This window comes from Stenotrophomonas sp. YAU14D1_LEIMI4_1 (genome assembly GCF_003086815.1).
In the GTDB taxonomy this organism is placed as follows: Bacteria; Pseudomonadota; Gammaproteobacteria; order Xanthomonadales; family Xanthomonadaceae; genus Stenotrophomonas.
Genome location: NZ_CP025997.1, coordinates 3,248,613 through 3,266,053 on the forward strand (window position 1 = coordinate 3,248,613; position 17,441 = coordinate 3,266,053).

The 17,441-nt window shown below is 68.4% G+C and carries 15 protein-coding genes; 4 read left to right on the forward strand and 11 right to left on the reverse strand.

All coding sequences use genetic code 11. From position 1 onward, the window contains the following. Window positions 1–8: 8 nt before the first annotated feature. The 6 genes from ruvC to aspS all read right to left on the reverse strand — a co-directional run bounded on the left by ruvC (window position 9) and on the right by aspS (window position 4,964). Window positions 9–530, reverse strand: coding sequence for a crossover junction endodeoxyribonuclease RuvC (gene ruvC, locus C1932_RS15085; protein WP_108750853.1), 522 nt, complete (start codon window positions 528–530; stop codon window positions 9–11). A 105-nt stretch (window positions 531–635) separates the two neighbouring features. Then, the gene (locus C1932_RS15090) at window positions 636–1,367 is read right to left on the reverse strand and encodes a YebC/PmpR family DNA-binding transcriptional regulator (protein WP_108753923.1); all 732 of its coding nucleotides are present in this window, start codon (window positions 1,365–1,367) and stop codon (window positions 636–638) included. A 246-nt stretch (window positions 1,368–1,613) separates the two neighbouring features. Then, window positions 1,614–2,246, reverse strand: a complete 633-nt coding sequence (locus C1932_RS15095; RefSeq protein WP_108753924.1) for a cobalamin adenosyltransferase — start codon at window positions 2,244–2,246, stop codon at window positions 1,614–1,616. A 78-nt stretch (window positions 2,247–2,324) separates the two neighbouring features. Next, window positions 2,325–2,846 carry a GNAT family N-acetyltransferase gene (locus C1932_RS15100; protein WP_108753925.1) on the reverse strand — a complete coding sequence of 174 codons (522 nt, stop codon included), beginning with the start codon at window positions 2,844–2,846 and terminating at the stop codon, window positions 2,325–2,327. Window positions 2,847–2,878: 32 nt separating this feature from the next. After that, complete coding sequence (locus tag C1932_RS19855) at window positions 2,879–3,196, reverse strand: DNA primase (protein WP_159094550.1); 318 nt, start codon at window positions 3,194–3,196, stop codon at window positions 2,879–2,881. A gap of 16 nt (window positions 3,197–3,212) precedes the next feature. Continuing rightward, the gene (gene aspS / locus C1932_RS15110; RefSeq protein WP_108762708.1) at window positions 3,213–4,964 is read right to left on the reverse strand and encodes an aspartate--tRNA ligase; all 1,752 of its coding nucleotides are present in this window, start codon (window positions 4,962–4,964) and stop codon (window positions 3,213–3,215) included. A gap of 159 nt (window positions 4,965–5,123) precedes the next feature. Between aspS and C1932_RS15115 the strand changes: the two genes are divergently transcribed. After that, the gene (locus tag C1932_RS15115; protein ID WP_108762709.1) at window positions 5,124–5,867 is read left to right on the forward strand and encodes a DUF3011 domain-containing protein; all 744 of its coding nucleotides are present in this window, start codon (window positions 5,124–5,126) and stop codon (window positions 5,865–5,867) included. Between the two features lie 172 nt (window positions 5,868–6,039). Here the strand turns inward: C1932_RS15115 and C1932_RS15120 are convergent, their stop codons facing one another. The 3 genes from C1932_RS15120 to C1932_RS15130 all read right to left on the reverse strand — a co-directional run bounded on the left by C1932_RS15120 (window position 6,040) and on the right by C1932_RS15130 (window position 9,619). Beyond that, on the reverse strand, window positions 6,040–6,684 hold the full coding sequence (locus tag C1932_RS15120) for a hypothetical protein (RefSeq protein WP_108762710.1): 645 nt from the start codon (window positions 6,682–6,684) through the stop codon (window positions 6,040–6,042). Window positions 6,685–6,742: 58 nt separating this feature from the next. Further along, a complete protein-coding gene (locus tag C1932_RS15125) occupies window positions 6,743–8,302 on the reverse strand; it encodes a glycosyltransferase family 39 protein (RefSeq protein WP_108762711.1) in 1,560 nt (519 codons plus the stop codon). A 105-nt stretch (window positions 8,303–8,407) separates the two neighbouring features. Further along, complete coding sequence (locus C1932_RS15130; protein ID WP_108753931.1) at window positions 8,408–9,619, reverse strand: cation:proton antiporter; 1,212 nt, start codon at window positions 9,617–9,619, stop codon at window positions 8,408–8,410. Window positions 9,620–9,753: 134 nt separating this feature from the next. Here C1932_RS15130 and C1932_RS15135 point away from each other — a divergent pair, with 134 nt between their 5' ends. Both C1932_RS15135 and ggpS read left to right on the forward strand, forming a co-directional pair. Next, window positions 9,754–10,995 carry an MFS transporter gene (locus tag C1932_RS15135; RefSeq protein WP_108762712.1) on the forward strand — a complete coding sequence of 414 codons (1,242 nt, stop codon included), beginning with the start codon at window positions 9,754–9,756 and terminating at the stop codon, window positions 10,993–10,995. A gap of 65 nt (window positions 10,996–11,060) precedes the next feature. Next, window positions 11,061–13,310 (forward strand): glucosylglycerol-phosphate synthase, encoded by a 2,250-nt coding sequence (gene ggpS, locus C1932_RS15140; protein ID WP_108763464.1) that lies wholly within the window; start codon window positions 11,061–11,063, stop codon window positions 13,308–13,310. 64 nt (window positions 13,311–13,374) lie between these two features. On the opposite strand, the gene blaL2 is transcribed toward ggpS, so the two are convergent. Then, window positions 13,375–14,289 (reverse strand): L2 family extended-spectrum class A beta-lactamase, encoded by a 915-nt coding sequence (gene blaL2 / locus C1932_RS15145; RefSeq protein ID WP_108762713.1) that lies wholly within the window; start codon window positions 14,287–14,289, stop codon window positions 13,375–13,377. A 176-nt stretch (window positions 14,290–14,465) separates the two neighbouring features. On the opposite strand from blaL2, the gene ampR reads away from it, so the two are divergent. Then, window positions 14,466–15,332, forward strand: a complete 867-nt coding sequence (gene ampR / locus C1932_RS15150) for a LysR family transcriptional regulator AmpR (RefSeq protein WP_108762714.1) — start codon at window positions 14,466–14,468, stop codon at window positions 15,330–15,332. 70 nt (window positions 15,333–15,402) lie between these two features. On the opposite strand, the gene C1932_RS15155 is transcribed toward ampR, so the two are convergent. Beyond that, a complete protein-coding gene (locus C1932_RS15155; protein ID WP_108762715.1) occupies window positions 15,403–17,268 on the reverse strand; it encodes an ABC-F family ATP-binding cassette domain-containing protein in 1,866 nt (621 codons plus the stop codon). Window positions 17,269–17,441: the final 173 nt, after the last annotated feature.

The window sequence follows — 17,441 nt, forward strand, 5'->3', positions numbered from 1 at the left end:
GCAGCTCCTCATTTGCGGCCCCACGCCTGGCGGGCACTGAGCCCCAGGCGGTTGGCCGTTGCCCTTACGTGGGCATGGGTGATGGCTACTGCCAACGCGTCGGCGGCGTCGGCCTGCAGCTTGGTTTTCAGGTTCAGCATGAGCCCGACCATGTGTTGGACCTGTTGTTTTTCCGCGCCGCCACGGCCGACCACAGCCAGCTTGATCTCGCTGGCGGCGTATTCGTGCACCGGCAGGTCGCGCAGCACCACCGCGGAAATGGCCGCGCCGCGGGCCTGGCCCAGCTTCAGCGCCGAATCCGGGTTGCGCGCCATGAACACTTTTTCGATCGCCACTTCCTGCGGCTGGAACTCCCGGCACAGATCGGCCAGGCCCAGCACCAGCAGCTTCATGCGCTGGGGAAAATCGTCGGCGCCCAGCAGTACCAGCGGCTGGTGGTGCACGTGGCTGACCTTGCCGGCGGCGTCGACATCAATGATGCCGACCCCGGTCCGCTGCGAACCGGGGTCGATGCCGAGGATGCGGGTCATGCGGCACTCCTGGCCGGGTGGAACGGGAAGCGCTGGCAGGCGTATGGGCTCATGACTGTCCGCGGTGACCGTTCAACGGCCCGCGCCCAGACCGTCGAAGACGGCTCAGGCGTAGGCGTCGGCGCCGAGTTCGGCGTTGGAATACACGTCCTGCACGTCGTCCAGGTCTTCCAGCATGTCCAGCAGTTTCTTCACCTGCAGGGCCACGTCGCCTTCGACCTTGATGTCGTTGTCGGCGCGGAAGGTGATTTCCGCGTGCCCGGGCACGTGCCCGGCGGCCGCCATCGCGTCCTTGACCGCGTTGAACGCGTCAGGGCTGGTGACCACGTCGATCGAACCGTCGTCCGGGTAGACCACGATGTCGTCGGCGCCGGCCTCGATGGCCGCCTCGGTGATCGCCTCTTCGTCGGCGCCCGGAGCGAAGCTGAGCACGCCCAGACGCTTGAACATGAAGGCGACCGAGCCTTCGGTGCCCATGTTGCCGCCGCACTTGCTGAACGCGTGGCGCACATCGGCCACGGTACGCACGCGGTTGTCGGTCAGGCAGTCGACGATCACGGCCACGCCACCGGGGGCGTAGCCCTCGTAGCGGATTTCCTCGTAATCGACGCCTTCCAGTTCACCGGTGGCCTTCTTGATGGCGCGTTCGATCACGTCCTTGGACATGTTCACGCCCAGGCCCTTGTCCATGGCCACGCGCAGGCGCGGGTTGTTGTTGGGGTCGCCTCCACCGCCGCGCGCGGCCACGCCGATCTCGCGGATGATCTTGGTGAAAATCTTGCCACGCTTCGCGTCGGACGCGTTCTTGCGGGCTTCGATGGAGGGGCCTCTACCCATGGGTGCTACCGTCTGGCTGCTTCAGGATCAAGGCGCGGATTCTACCTGATCGGGGGCGGCAACCGTGTCTAGGGTGGATGGAGGGTGCCGGGTGTGGCCGGGGAAGAGCGTGCGAACCAAGGTACGCACCCACCAGGGCAGGTCGGTTCGCACCCACCAGGGCAGGTCGGTTCGCACCCACCAGGGCAGGTCGGTAGCGCCGGGCCATGCCCGGCGAATGGCGTGCGAACCAAGGTTCGCACCTACCTATGCGGCGGCGGCGTCGCGGCTGTGGTCGAACTGGCCGTGCTGCAGGAAATGCGCGGTCTGCCGCGCGGCATCGGGCGATACCACCAGGCCGCTGTGGCTGGTGCGCACCACGCAATGGTCGGCCAGGCCCGGCAGCCGGGTCTCGTCCAGCGCCACCGTACCGTCGGACGCTTCGCCCATGGCCCCCAGCAGGCTGCCCAGGCCATGCGGCACCGACCCGGCGATCAGCCCGACCTTCGCCCTGCCCTGCCAGTCCGGCAGGCCATCGAGCAGCAGTTCGCTGCTGCGCCCCAGGGCCAGACCCCAGCCGTGTTCGGACAGCGAGCGCGCCGTGCCACTGCCGCGCAGCGGCGAACCCAGGCAGACCACCCGCTGTACCGGCAACTGCGGCTGCCGGCGCAGGGCTTCCAGCGCCACCAACCCGCCCAGGCTGTGGCCAACCAGCGACAGCGGCCCGGTGCCGGCCAGGCGTTCCAGCAACTGCGGCACGGCCACGTCCGGCCCGCCGAAGATCGAGGCGTAACCGAAGGTGTGCACCTGGAAACCACGCGCGCGCAGGCGCCAGGCCAACGGCCCGACCCAGGCGCGGGCATTCCAGATGCCATGCAGCAGCAAAACAGGGGGATTCATGCGTGACAGCCTGGCGTTGGGCGGGGCGGGATCTGCAGTGATTGAACGAAATCGCGGGGCAAGCGGCAGTGAACGCGCTCAGGCCGGGCGCGGTTCGCGGCGCAGGATGAATTCGAGATCGTTGATCTGGCCGACCGGGAACAGGTACTCACCGGCTTTCTGGAAGCCATAGCGGGCATAGAAGCGCTGCGCGCCGAAGTTTTCCGACCACACGCCCAGCCACAGCGTGCGCGGGCCGTCGCGCTCCAGCCAGGCCAGCGCGGTTTCCAGCAGGCGGCTGCCCCAGCCACAGCTCTGCTCGGTCTTCACCAGGTACAGGCGCTTGAGCTCGCCATCGCCGGGCTTCACGTCCGGGTGCGGCAGGCCACAGGGGCCGGCGGCAGCATGGCCGACGGCCTCCCCGCCCCGTTCCAGCAGCCACACCGCATAGTCGGGGTGGGCCAGGATGATGCGCTGGCGCTCGACCGTGTAGGCCTCCTCCAGGAAGGCCTGCAGGTCCTGCGGCGGGTACAGATGGCCGAAGGTTTCAGTGAACGTGCGCGCGGCCAGCGCCGACAGGGTCGGCGCGTCGTCCACGGTGGCGCGGCGGATCGAATACATGGGTCGAGTGGACGCCAGAGCGACGGTCGGGGTCAAGCCCGTTCCGACGACTCGGTTTCGTCCTCTTCTTCCTCGTCCTCTTCCTCGTATTCCTCTTCGTCCTCGTCCTCTTCTTCCTCGTCCTCGTCGAACTCTTCCTCTTCGTCGTCTTCGTAATCCTCGACGCCGAAGTCTTCACCGTCCCAACGACCTTCGCCGTCGGCGACGAAGGTCAGCGCCATCGCCGCCGGGTTGGTACCGACGCGGACCAGCCAACCACCGAATACACGTGCACGCTCGGTGACCAGAGTGGCCTCGGAGCCTTCATTGCCCAGCTTTTCCCACTCCAGCGAAAACGCGAACTCGGTCATTGCGTGGATCTCCTGATCAGTTGGTCTTGGGGCGAACCTGGATATGCACTTCGGCCAGCTGCACGTCGACGATCGGCGACGGCGCATCGGTCATTAGATCCTGCGCACCGGTGGTCTTCGGGAACGGAATGACGTCGCGGATGGATTCGGTACCGGCCATCAGCGCGGCAATGCGGTCGATGCCGAAGGCGATGCCGCCGTGCGGCGGCGCGCCGTAGTTCAGCGCGTCCAGCAGGAAGCCGAACTTGGCACGGGCTTCTTCGGCGCCGATGCCCAGCAGCTCGAACACCGCGCTCTGCATGTCCGGGCGGTGGATACGGATCGAACCGCCGCCGATTTCATTGCCGTTGAGCACCATGTCGTAGCCGCGCGAAACGGCGGTACGGGCGTTGGCGCGCAGGTCGGCGATATCGTCCACGGCCGGCGCGGTGAAGGGGTGATGCAGGGCGACGTAGCGCTTTTCTTCCTCGTCCCATTCGAACATCGGGAAGTCGGTGACCCACAGCGGTGCCCAACCGTCGGCGACCAGGCCGAAGTCCTTGCCGGCCTTCAGGCGCAGCGCGCCCATGAAGTCGGACACCTTGTTGTAGCCGCCGGCGCCGAAGAACACGATGTCGCCGTTGCCGGCACCGACGTGGGCCACCAGCGCAGCGAAACGCTCTTCGCTGAAGAACTTCTGGATGGGCGAGCTGACTTCGCCGTTGTCGGCGATCTTGATGTAGGCCAGGCCCTTGGCGCCGTACTTGGCGGCGTGCGCGGCGTATTCGTCGATCTGCTTGCGCGACAGGGTGGCACCGCCCGGAATGCGCAGCGCGGCCACGCGGCCGTCGGCATCGTTGGCCGGGCCGGTGAACACGGCGAACTCGCTTTCCTTGACCAGTTCGGCCACGTCCACCAGCTCCAGCGCGATGCGCAGGTCCGGCTTGTCCGAACCGTAGCGGCGCATTGCCTCGGCCCAGGTCATGCGCGGGAAGCTGGCCGCCAGCGGCACGTCCACCACTTCCTTGAAAATGGCGCGGATCATGTCTTCAACGAAATCCTGCACGTCGCGCTCGCGCACGAAGGCGAATTCCATGTCCAGCTGGGTGAATTCCAGCTGGCGGTCGGCGCGCAGGGCTTCGTCGCGGAAGCAGCGCGCGATCTGGTAGTAGCGGTCGAAGCCGGCCACCATCAGGATCTGCTTGAACAGCTGCGGGCTCTGCGGCAGCGCGTAGAACTCGCCCGGGTGCATGCGCGCCGGCACCAGGAAGTCGCGCGCGCCTTCCGGGGTGGCCTTGGTCAGGATCGGGGTTTCGATGTCCTGGAAGCCGCGCTCGTCCAGGTGGCGGCGCAGGGCCTGCACCAGCTTGATGCGGGTGCGCTGCATGCGCTGCATTTCCGGGCGGCGCAGGTCCAGGTAGCGGTACTTCAGGCGGGTGTCTTCGCCCGGGTTCTCGTGGGCGTGGAACGGCAGCGGCGCGGCCTTGTTCAGCACGGTGATGGCGGTGGCGATCACTTCCACCTTGCCAGTGGCAATCTTGTCGTTCACCGCGTGGCGCGCACGCACCACACCTTCCACCTGCAGCACGTCCTCGTAGCCCAGGCTGGCGGCCACGGCGAATACTTCGGCGTTGTCCACCTCCACGGTCACCTGCACGATGCCTTCATGATCGCGAAGATCGATGAAGCAGACGCCGCCCTGGTTACGGGCCACGTCGGTCCAGCCGGCGAGGGTGACAGTCTGGCCAATCAGGGTCTCGTTGACCAGGCCGCAGAAGTGGGTACGCATGGGGGGAAAGCTCCGCTGGAGAACGCCGGCACCCGACGGGGGCCGGAAAGCCTCGTATTCTGCGGCCGAGGGCCCGGCTGGGGCAAATGCGGACGGTCACGCGGGCTTTATCCGTCCCGTCCTTATAGTCGCGCACCACACACCGTATGGGGATTTGCCATGAAAGCGCTGTCCCTGGCCAGTCTGGCCACCACCCTGACCCTGGGCGCCCTTGCCGGGCTGACCCTGTCCCCCGCCCCCGCCGCCGCGCAGACCGGCGTGGTCCGCTGCGAAAGCCAGAACAACCGTGAACGGGTCTGCAGCACCGGCTGGCGCGATGCCCAGCTGGTACGCCAGCTGTCCGGCTCGGCCTGCGTGGAGGGTCGCACCTGGGGCAGCCGCAATGGCAGCATCTGGGTCAACGGCGGCTGCCGCGCCGAATTCGTCGAAGGCCGCGGCGGCTGGGGCGGCAACAACGGCGGCGGCTGGGGCGGCGGCAACAGCGGCCGCACCATCCGCTGCGAAAGCCAGGACAACCGCGAGCGCACCTGTCCGGTGAACTGGCGCGGGGCCACCCTGGTGCGGCAGATCTCCGGCTCGGCCTGCGTGGAAGGGCAGACCTGGGGCGTGCGTCGCGGCGCCATCTGGGTCAACCGCGGCTGCCGCGGTGAATTCGCCGAAAGCCGCGGCGGCTGGGGCGGTGGCAATGGTGGCGGCTGGGGCGGCGGCAACAGCAACTACACCGTTACCTGCAGCAGCAACAACAACCGTACCCAGAACTGCAACTGGGATGAGCGCCAGGGCCGACCGGTGCTGCAGCAGCAGCTGTCCGGCAGTGCCTGCCAGGAAGGCCGCAGCTGGGGCTACTCGCGCGGCAGCGTGTGGGTCAGCAACGGTTGCCGGGCACGCTTTGGTACCCGCTGAGGCATGGGGTCAGAGCCCATGCCTGCGGCACGGGATCTGACCCCAATCCGCCCAAGGTGCCGACGGGGCGGGGTCGGATCCCTGGCCATCGGCCAGGGCTCTGACCCCTGCGCTGGCTGCCCGATGGGGTCAGAGCCCCTGCCTTGGGCAGGGGATCCGACCCCCAATCCGTTCAAGGCCGGGCCGGTGCCTGCTCGGAACCCCACGGCGCCGGCGGCAGCGCCACCGGCTTGCCCAGGTCGAATTCGACGCGGAAACGCCGCCCGCCGGGGCGGGTCAGTTCATAGACGAAGCGCTGGTCCGGCTCGATCTCCATCGCCCACACGTTGTGGGTGGAGGCCAGCATGTCGGCGCGGCGGAACATCGCCACCGAATCGGCATCTGCCGGGAACTGCTGGCGCTCGGCGGTGCCCGGTGGCGTGCTGTCGCCGCCGTACAGGGTGATGACATCGGGGCTGCCATCGGCGTGCCGGTGGTCGTGCTTCAGTTTCAGCCCATGCTCGGTGCGGGTCAGGATCCAGGTGCGCGAATGGTCATCGCCCACATGGAACGGGATGCGCAGCTCATGGCCAGGGTCGTCGCAGCCGCGCACGTGCATCACCAGCGGCTTGCCGGCAAACGGATCGTCGCCCGCGGGGGCCGGGGTGTCTTCCACCACCCGGCCGGCGAACGCCTGGCCGCAGTGCGCGGCCACGGCGGCCATGAAGGCATCGGAAGGCGCAGTGGCCACATCGTGGCTGATCGGGGGCTGTTGCTGCGAACAGGCCGCAAGGGCCAGCAACAACGCGGCGGACACGGAGGCGGAACGGACAGTCATGGCCCCACCCTAACGGCCATGGCCAGCGCGCGCAAACCGCGGGCGCCGGCCGCCACGGTCAGCGCGCGGGCTGCAACCAGACCTCGCACTGCCCCACCACCTGCTTCTGCGCACCGGTCGAATAGCGCTGCAGCAGCTGCGCCTGCCAGTGCGCACGCTCGGCGGTGCTGGCCAGCTGGTTGGGGCAGACCACCAGCGCGGCCAGGGGCAGGCCACCCAACGCCACGTCGGTTTCCACCAGCGACCGCAGCACGTCATCCGAGGCCCAGTCCGGCACCATCACCCCGCGCCGGCCGGCACGGTAAGGCAGCTCGGACGACCAGTCCTGGCCAAGCGCCAGCACCACGCCATCCTGCGGCGTGCCCGCCTGGATCAGTGCGGCGATCTGCGAAATGTCGCTGGGCTGGCGCGCTTCCTTCATGTTCTTCAGGTAATGGGCCAGACCGAACCCGGTGGACAGCAGGCACAGCAGCACGGCGAAAGCGATCGGCCAGCGATAGCGCCCACTGGCCTGCGCGCGTAGTACCAGCATCCATAGCACCAGACCCACGATGGACGTGGCGAACACCACCTGCGCGGCCTGGTAATAGGGGTGCACCACCTGCAGGTTGGTGAAGACCAGGAACGGCACCAGATAGGCCAGCAGCAGCAACGCCACCGCCGCGCGCGTACGGCGCATGCCCAGGCCGGCGGCAACAATCAGCACGAACACCCAGTTCGAGCCGGTGGCGGCGCCGAAGCGCTTCTTGAACACCGCGCCCCAGGTGGCCGGGTCCAGCCGTTGCTGCAGGGTGCCGTAGTTGAACGCGCTCAGGCCTTCGGAGGTCACCTGCTGGCCCAGCGCCGACTGCGCCTTCAATGCATCGGCGTGCTGCAGCCACAGCAGCAGCGTGGCCAGAACGGCCAACGCGGCGGCCACGCCCCAGGCCAGCAGCTTCCAGTGCGCGGCCAGCCACTGCGGGCGCCAGCCGTGTTCGCGCACCGCCAGCCACAGGAAGGCCAGCGCCACAAAGGCCGCATAGGCGAAGAACGTGGTGATCTTCACCAGCGCCGACAGCACCGCCGCCAGCACCGCCACCCCGCCCAGCAGCGCCGTTGGCCGGCTGCGCAGGCCAGCCATGGCCCAGACGAACACCAGGCCGAAGAACACCGCCGTCGATTCGATCAGCACCGCCCGTCCCCAGAACTGGGCGAACGGTGAAACGGCGAAGGCCGCGGCCACGCACAGTGCCAGCAGGCGGTCCGGGCGGAACGCCAGCACCGTGCGGTAGACCATGAAGATGCTGCCCACGTGGAACAGCAGCGAGACCAGACGCCCGCTGTTGTCTGCGCTCAGGCCCGTGGCTGCCGACAACAGCCCGGCCAGCCACTGGTACAGCGGAAACTCGAAGGGAATGGACCAGGGCGCACCGATGACCGGCGTCAGGTAATCCAGCCAGGGCCCACCGCGCAGCAGCCAGTCGATCGACAGCGCGGTCTGCGTCTGGCGGAAGCCCGATGCATCCACCGGCGGCATCGACCAGCTGCTGGCGAACAGGATCAACAGCGCGACCGCAGAGAACCCCAGCAGGATACGGGCGGGCAGCAAGCTGCGGCGGTGGTTCACTTCCTCGATCACGCGTGGCGCTCCTGTGCAGGCCGGCCCGCGCCAGGGCGGTGCGGCCGGGGCGCGCAGTGTCCGGTCTGCGCTGCCGCAACGCAAGCGCAGCGCGCGCCTGCGCACTCAGTCGCGCACAGGCACCGGCGCGATCACTTCGGTCGCCGCCACCGGCGCGCCCTCGCCTTCACCTGCAGGCTCCTGCTCCACCGGATCGACATCGAAGGGCGTGCGGAACACCAGCGACGGCAGCAGCGTGGTCAGCGCGGCGTACAGCAGCAGCGCACCGAACAACACCGCCGGAATCTGGAAGCGCTCGCGCATGATCGCCGCCAGCACCAGGGTGAAGATCAGGGTGGGTGCCAGCGCCAGCGACACCCGCAGGCTGCTGCGGAAGCTTTCGCCGAACATGACCCGGCGTTGCAGCCACACCACGGCGATGCGCAGCGGCAGCACTACCATCGTGATCACCACGCCCAGCCCCAGCGCCTCGAAGCTCAGCGCTTCGCTGGGCACCTTGGTGCCGGCATTGAAGAAGTAGAACGGCACGAAGAACGAGGCGAACAGGCGCAGCGCGTGCAGGTTTTCGTGCGAAGCCAGCAGCGGCATGCGCTGGTGCAGCAGGCGCGCGACCAGGCCGGCGATGAACGCGCCCACCAGGTAGTACACGCCCAGCAGGTAGGTGATGTAGGCCGCCACCATGCCCACCATCACCAGAAGCGAAAATTCCGAACCCGGCGCATGCGGCGCCACCCAGCGCCCCAGGGCGATGAACAGCAGCGGCAGGCCGACCATCATGGCCAGCAAGGCGCTGCTGGACATTGCCATGTGCCACGGATCGCCGGCCTGCAGCACCACGAACAACGCCGCCAGCGCCAGCAGTTCACCGGCAATGGCCTTGCTGGTTACCCAGAACCGTTCGTCTTCGCTCAGGCCCAGCCGAGACAGCGAATCCATGATGAAACCGGTGGACGGGGTGAGCAGGGCCAGCGCCAGCAGACCCGCGGCCTGCCACGGCAGGCCCGCGTAGCGCCAGGCCAGCCAGCCCACCCCGAACAGCGTTGCACTGCGGATGACCAGGTGCGCCAGCAGCGGCCACAGCCCACGCCGCAGCGCGGCCAGATCCACTTCCAGCCCGGCGAACAGGAACAGTGAAGAAATCCCCAGCGTCGCCAGCAGGCCGATCACCGCATCGTGCGAACGCTCGCCCAGCCACAGCATGGCGATGATGCCGAACAGCAGGCAGGTGAGCGGTGCCGGCAGGCTGAAACGCTGCAGCGCGCGCGGTATGACCAGCAGCGCGAAGATCAGCAGCAGGTAGATCAGTTCATGGCTCATCGTGACTTCCGTGTGGAACGAACGCGCGCAGCATGCGCGTGGCTGCGCCGCGCTGCAAATCGAACGGGGCTGAAATGCGGGTGTGTTAGGGTGGGACAGGTGTTTTCTCCACCTTCTCCATCGAGGCCGCACCCATGTGGCGGCTGACGGCCCTGTTACTGGGCGTGGCGCTGCTGCTGACCGGCAGCGGGCTGCTGGGCACCCTGCTGGCCGTTCGCGGCGGGCAGGAAGGCTTCAGCGCCGGCACCCTGGGCTGGGTGATGTCGGCCTACTTCGCCGGCTATTTCATCGGCACCTTCACCGCCCCGCCCTTGATCCGCCGCATCGGCCACAGCCGGGCATTTGCCTTCCACGCTGCGCTGGCCACCATGGCCGTGCTGCTGCACCCGCTATGGATCAGCGCAGCCGGCTGGATCGTGCTGCGCGTGGTGACCGGCGTGGCACTGGTTGGCCTGTACACGGTGATAGAAAGCTGGCTCAACGCCGAACCCGACCCGCAGCGGCGCAGCCAGGTGTTTTCGGTCTACATGATGGTAAACCTGTCGGCGCTGGCGCTGGGCCAGGTGCTGCTGCTCGCCGGCGATACCGGTGCGGCCACCATGTTCTCGCTCACCGCCCTGCTGGTGTGCGCGGCCATGCTGCCGGTTACCGCCACCCGCCTGCAGCAGCCGGAGGTGCCCAGCGTGCCGCGGCTTACGCTGCAGCGTCTGTACGCGCTGGCGCCGGTGGCCACCGTCGCCGCCGCGCTGTCCGGCCTGGCGATGGGGCCGTTTTGGGGCCTGCTGCCGGTATATGCCGAACAGATCGGTCTGCGCGATGCGCAGGTACCGCTGTTCATGCTGGCGGCAATTGCTGGCGGTGCGTTGCTGCAATGGCCACTGGGCCGAATAAGCGATGGCCATGACCGTCGACTGGGCCTGCTGTGCCTGAGCGTGCTGGCCGCCGCCGTGGCCGCGCTGGCCGCATTGCCGCCGCTGTCGCAGCAGGTGCACCTGATGTTCGTGCTGGTGTTCTGCTATGGCGGCCTGGCGTTCGCGCTCTATCCGTTCGCCGTGGCGCACATGCTGGACTACCTGCCCACGCCGGACCTGCTGTCCGGCTGCAGCAGCCTGCTGCTGGTGCACGGTATCGGCGCGGCCATCGGGCCGGCGCTGGCCGGTGCGCTGATGCAGCGCTACGGCGCGCCAGCCCTGCCGCTGTACTTCACCGCCGTGCTGACCGCGCTGGCCGCCTTCACCGCTCTGCGCCTGCTGCGCCACGCACGCCTGCGCACCCACCCGGCGCCGTTCCGGCCCATGCTGCGGACCACGCCTGCGGCCCTGGAACTGATGCCGGAAACCGAATCTCCCACCGTACCCACGAAGGAAGTGCATTGACTGTCGAGTCCCCGACCCTGATTCCGAACCCCCTTCTTTCCAGCAGCACGGCCACCGGGCCACAGCTGATCCTGGCCACCGACCTGGATGGCACCTTCCTGGCCGGCAGCGCCGCCCAGCGCCACCGCCTGTACCGGCTGGTAGACCAGCACCCGGGCATCGCCCTGGTGTTCATCACCGGGCGCGGTCTGGAAGCGGTGATGCCGCTGCTGTCCGACCCGGCCATTCCCCGCCCCGACTACATCGTCTGCGACGTGGGCGCCACCGTGGTGCACGGCCACACCCTGCAGCCGTTGCAGCCGCTGCAGTCGATGATCGACGCGCACTGGCCCGGCGAACAGGTGGTGGCCGAAGCGATGCGGCCGTTCACCGCACTGCAGCGCCAGGATGTTCCGCAGGAACGCCGCTGCTCCTATTTCTGCGATCCGGCCACGCTGGCCCCGTTGCGCGCGCAGATCCAGCAGACCGCGGCGGAACTGGGCTGTGACGTGCTGTATTCGGCCGACCGCTACCTGGACATCCTGCCGCCGGACACCGACAAGGGCCGCACCCTGGCCGCGCTGGCGCGCCTGCTGGAACTGCCGCGCGAGCGCATCCTGGTGGCCGGCGATACCTTGAACGATCTGTCCATGTACCAGGCCGGTTTCCGCGGTGTGTGCGTGGGCGAATCGGAGCCGGCACTGACCGCGGCCACCGCTGATCTGGCCAACACCTACCACGCCCGCGAACCCGGCTGCGGCGGCATCGTGGAAGCCATCGAACACTTCGGCCTGCTGGCCGCCGATGATCCGTACCTGCATGCGCCGACCGCCGCGCGCGCGCAGGGCGCCGAACTGGTGATGGTCTACCACCGGCTGCCCTTCGATGAAGCCATCGAGGACGGCAAGCTGGTGCAGCGACCGCCGCGCTCACCCAACGGCATCATCCCCTCGCTGCTGAGCTTCTTTGAAGGTGGCCAGCGTGGCAGCTGGGTGGCCTGGGGCATCGACGATCCCAAGCACCGCCCGTTCCAGCGCCATGTGCAGGTGGACGCGCAGCGCTACCCGACCCTGCGCGCCACCCGCGTGCCGCTCAGTCGCCAGGACGTGGACATTTTCTACAAGCGGTTTTCCAAGGAAGCGTTCTGGCCGATGCTGCACGTGTTCTGGGAACGCGCGCGGTTCCGCGAAGACGATTGGCAGGTGTTCCTGAAGGTGAACCGCCGTTTCGCCGAGGCCGTGGCCGACGAGGCCGCGCACGGCGCCACGGTGTGGATCCACGACTACAACCTGTGGATGGTGCCGGCCGCGCTGCGCGAACTGCGCCCGGACCTGAAGATCGCCTTCTTCCACCACACCTACTTCCCTTCCGCCGATGTGTTCAACGTGGTGCCGTGGCGGCGCGAGATCATCGGCAGCCTGCTGTGCTGCGATTACATCGGCTTCCATATTCCGCGCCAGGTGGAAAACTTCGTGGACGTGGTGCGTGGCGCCATGCCGGCCGAGCGCCTGGCCTGGGAAAGCTGTGCGCCGCGCTTTTTGACCTATGGTTGCGCGGTGGGCCTGGACACCATGACCACCCGCCTGCGCGTGGGCGACCGCGATGTGGCGCTGGGTGCGCACCCGGTAGGCACCGACGTGCGCCGCATCCGCAACCTGCTGGCGCGTGCCGAGGTGCGCAACGACCTGTTCAAGCTGCGCCGCGAGATCGGCGCACGCAAGTTGGTGCTGTCGGTGGAACGGCTGGACTACACCAAGGGCACCTTGGCCAAACTGGAAGCCTTCGAACGCGTGCTGGAACAGCACCCCGAGCACTGCGGCAAGGTCACCCTGCTGATGGTCTGCGTGCCGGCCGCGCGCGAGATGACCGTCTACCGCACCTTGCAGAACCAGATCGAACAGGCGGTGGGCCGCATCAATGGCCGCTTCTCGCGGCTGGACTGGACCCCGGTACGTTTCTTCGCCCAGGCCCTGCCCTTCGAACAGGTGGTGGCGCACTACGCCGCCGCGCAGGTGATGTGGATCACGCCGCTGCGTGATGGCTTGAACCTGGTGGCCAAGGAATTCGTCGCCACCCAGGGCATTGAAGGCACGCCCGGCGTTCTGGTGCTGAGCGAATTCGCCGGCGCGGCGGCCGAATTGAAGGGCGCGGTGCTGACCAATCCGCACGATCCGGCCGATCTGGCGGCCGGCCTGCTGCAGGCGCTGTCCATGCCCGAAGAAGAGGCCAGCGCGCGCCTGCGCCAGTTGCAGGGCATCGTGGAGTACTACGACGTGGACCGCTGGGGCCGTGATTTCCTGGCCGCGGTGGAAGGCAGCGACACAGCGGCCAGCTGATGCAGCGGGGGGCGGATCCGTTTCCACCGGAAGCGGCTCCGACCCCGCAACGCGCCCCTGCATTTCAGCCGATCAGTGCATCGGCCAGGGCGCCGACACGCGCCAGCACCGCAGCGCGCTGCGCCTCGTCCACGCGGGCCCCCTGCAGATAGGCGGTGATGACCCACGGCGTTCCGCCCGCACGCGGCCACAGCACGGCGATGTCGTTGCGCGTGTCCTCGCCGTTGCTGCCGGTCTTGTCACCCACCCGCCAGCGCGGGCCCAGGCCCGCGCGCAGGCAGGCATCGCCGGTCTGGTTGTCGATCAGCCAATCGGCGAACTGCAGCCGCGAAGGCGACAGAAGGCCACTGCCCACCGCGAACCGGGCCAGACTGGCCGCCATCGCCGCCGGGCTGGTGGTGTCGCGCGGGTCGCCCTTCGCAAACCGGTTCATGTCCGGCTCGTAGCGATCATTGCGGGTGACCCGGTCGCCCTGCGCACGCAGGAAGGCGGTCAGCGCCGCGGGCCCCCCGTTCACCCCCAGCAGCAGGTTGGCGGCAGTGTTGTCGCTGGTGGTCAGCGTGCCGCGGCACAGGTCGCGCACGCTCAGGTCCTTGCCGACGTGGCGGCGGGCTACCGGGGCGTAGGACAACAGATCCCGTTCGGTGATCGGCACGCGGGTGTCCAGCGAAAGACGACCGGCGTCGGCCAGGCTCAGGATGTGGGCCACCAGCATCGATTTGAACGTACTGCACATCGGGAAGCGCTCGTCCTGGCGATGCCCGCCGAGGCGGCGGCCGCTGCCGGTGTCCAGCACGGTCACGCCAAGGCGGCCGCCGCTGGCTTTTTCCAGCGCGGCGAAATCCACCGCACCGGCAATGGCGGCGGACGTGGCCGGGCCGGCAGGGGCAGGCACGGCGGCCCGCGCAAGGGTGGGCGCAAGCAGGGACGATGCGACGGTGGCGGCACTGAACTGCAGGAATCGACGGCGGGCGTGCATGGGCGGGCTCCGGGAAACGAACCCGGATTATTGAAAGCATGGTGCACACGCGACCAACGCGAATTTTCAGGGTCAGACATGAACAAATCTAATGCCTAACGTGTTCAACCCTTTCTTTGACGGCTGCATGGGTCAACAGGCTAGGATGCACCCATCAGCCTGCCTCACACCTCCCGATGCTGCACCCCACCCTGCCGCTCAACGCCCTGCGCGCCTTCGAGGCCGCGGCCCGCCACCAGAACTTCACCCGTGCGGCGCTGGAGCTGTGCGTCAGCCAGGCCGCGTTGAGCCACCAGATCCGTGGGCTGGAAGACCGGCTGGGCATCCGCCTGTTCCACCGCCTGCCGCGCGGCGTGGCACTCACCGACGAGGGCGCCGCATTGTTCCCGGTGCTGCATGAAGCGTTCGAGCGCATCTCGGCCAGCATCGCCCGCTACACCGGCGGGCCAGCGCGCGAAGTGCTGACGATCGGGGTGGTGGGCACGTTCGCCACCGGTTGGCTGCTGCCGCGCATGGCGGCCTTCGAGGCGGCGCACCCGGATATCGAGCTGCGCCTGCAGACCCACAACAACCGCATCGATCTGGCCGGCGAAGGGCTGGACTTGGCCATCCGCTTCGGTGAGGGCGACTGGCAGGGGCAACACTGCACGGCCATCCTGGAGGCGCCCTTCGCGCCGCTGTGTGCGCCCGCGCTGGCGCGCCGATTGAAGCACCCCCGCGATCTGGCCGCGGTGACGCTGCTGCGCTCGTACCGCAGCGACGAATGGCCGCGCTGGCTGCAGGCGGCCACCACCAGCGGCGTGGAGGCCAGAGGCCCGGTGTTCGACTCTTCGCTGACTCTGGCTGCCGCTGCAGCCGGTGGCGCCGGGGTTGCCCTGCTGCCGCTGCGCATGTTCGAACAGGAATTGGCCGAAGGCCGCCTGCTGCAGCCATTTGCCACCACGCTGGAACTGGGCCGCTACTGGTTGACCCGGCTGCGCTCGCGCAGCGAACGCGAACCGGCCAAGCGATTCCGCGAATGGTTGCAGGCGCAGGGCGGGTGATCCCGCCGGGCACGGCCCGGCGAGCGCAGCGGATCGGGGAAAGCCGCCGGGCCGTGCCCGGCGGACGCCATCAGGCTTCCAGCAGCTCCATCCACGCCGCTTCGGCTTTTTCCAGCTGCGCGGCGGTGGTCTCGCGCTCGCGCCCCAGCACGGCCATGCGGGTGGCATCGGCGTAATTGGCCGGGTCAGCCAGCTGGCGGTCCAGCTCGGCCAGGCTGGCTTCCAGCTCGGCCACCTTGGCTTCGGCGCTGGCCAGCTTGTGCGGGTTGGCCGGCTTCTTCTGCACCACCTGCGCCACCGGTGCGGTCTTGACCACCACCGGCTCTTCCACCTGCTCCATGCGCGCCTTGGTGCCCTGCGCCTGCGGGCGGGTGCGCAGCCAGGCGGCGTAGGCATCCAGGTCGCCATCGAACGGTTCGACCACACCATCGGCCACGCGCCAGTAGGTATCGCAGACCAGGCCGATCAGATGGCGGTCATGCGACACCATCACGATCGCGCCCTCGAAGGTGGCCAGCGCTTCGGCCAGCGCCTCGCGCATTTCCAGATCCAGGTGGTTGGTCGGTTCGTCCAGCAGCAGCACGTTCGGCTGCTGCCAGGCGATCAGGGCCAGCGCCAGGCGCGCGCGCTCGCCACCGGAAAAACCGTCCACCGGCTCGAATGCGCGGTCACCGGGGAAATTCCACTTGCCGAGGAAATCGCGGAAGGCCTGGTTCGGCGCATCCGGGGCGATCTCGCGGAAATGCTCGATGGGCGACTGCCCTTCGTGCAGCGATTCCACCGTGTGCTGGGCGAAGTAGCCGATGCGCAGGTCCGGGTGCGCCGAGCGCTCGCCGGCAATCGGCTTCAGCTCGCCCACCAGGGTCTTCACCAGGGTGGTCTTACCGGCGCCGTTGGGGCCCAGCAGGCCAATGCGCTGGCCCGCTTCCAGGCCGAAGCCCACGTTGTTCAGGATCACCGCGTCGCTGCCGTAACCGGCCTCGACGTGGTTCAGGCGGATCAGCGAGAACGGCAGCTTGGCCGGCGGTGCGAATTCGATGCGGAATTCGCGCTCGGCACGCACCGCTTCGGTACCGGCCAGCTTGGCCAGTCGCTTCATGCGGCTCTGCGCCTGCGCGGCCTTGCTGGCCTGCGCCTTGAAGCGGTCGATGAAGCTCTGCAGGTGGGCGCGCTCGGCCTGCTCCTTCTCGTGCGCGATCTGCTGCTGGCGCAGCTGTTCGGCGCGCTGGCGCTCGAAGTCGGTATAGCCACCGGGGTACAGCTTGGCCCCGCCACCGTGCAGGTGCAGGGTGTGGGTGGCCACGTTGTCCAGGAACTCGCGGTCGTGCGAGATCAGCAGCAGGGTGCCCGGGTACTTCAGCAGCCACTGTTCCAGCCAGTACACCGCGTCCAGATCCAGGTGGTTGGTCGGTTCGTCCAGCAGCAGCAGGTCGCTGGGCATCATCAGCGCGCGCGCCAGGTTCAGGCGCACGCGCCAGCCGCCGGAGAACGAAGACACCGCGCGGTGGTGGGTCTCGGCCGGGAAGCCCAGGCCGTGCAGCAGCTTGCCGGCGCGTGCTTCGGCGTCGTAGGCGTTCAGTTCGGCCATGCGCGTATGCGCTTCGGCCACCGCTTCCCAGTCTTCGCGGGCGGTTGCATCGGCTTCGGCCGCCAGCACCGCGGCCACCTCGGTATCGCCACCCAGCACGAAGCTCAGCGCCGGGTCGGGCAGCGACGGGGTTTCCTGGGCCACGCTGGCGATGCGCACCTTGCCGGGCAGGTCCACATCGCCCTTGTCGGCTTCCAGTTCGCCCTTCACTGCAGCGAACAGGCTGGACTTGCCGGCCCCGTTACGGCCAACCACGCCCACCCGGTAACCAGCGTGCAGGGTCAGGTCGACGTTGGACAACAGCAGCCGCTCGCCGCGGCGCAAGGCGAAATTACGAAGCGAAATCATGGGGGAAGGCGTCCATATAACCGAATGGAATGTGCTGGTGAGCACTGTTCCTGCGACGCAATTCTAGCGTTAACGAATACTTGACGCGCCCCGGGATGCGCGGTGGCAGGCCAACTCTCTCCCGCGTCGGCCCCGCGCAGCCCCCGGCCCCTCCCCCCGCTTCACTGCCCGTC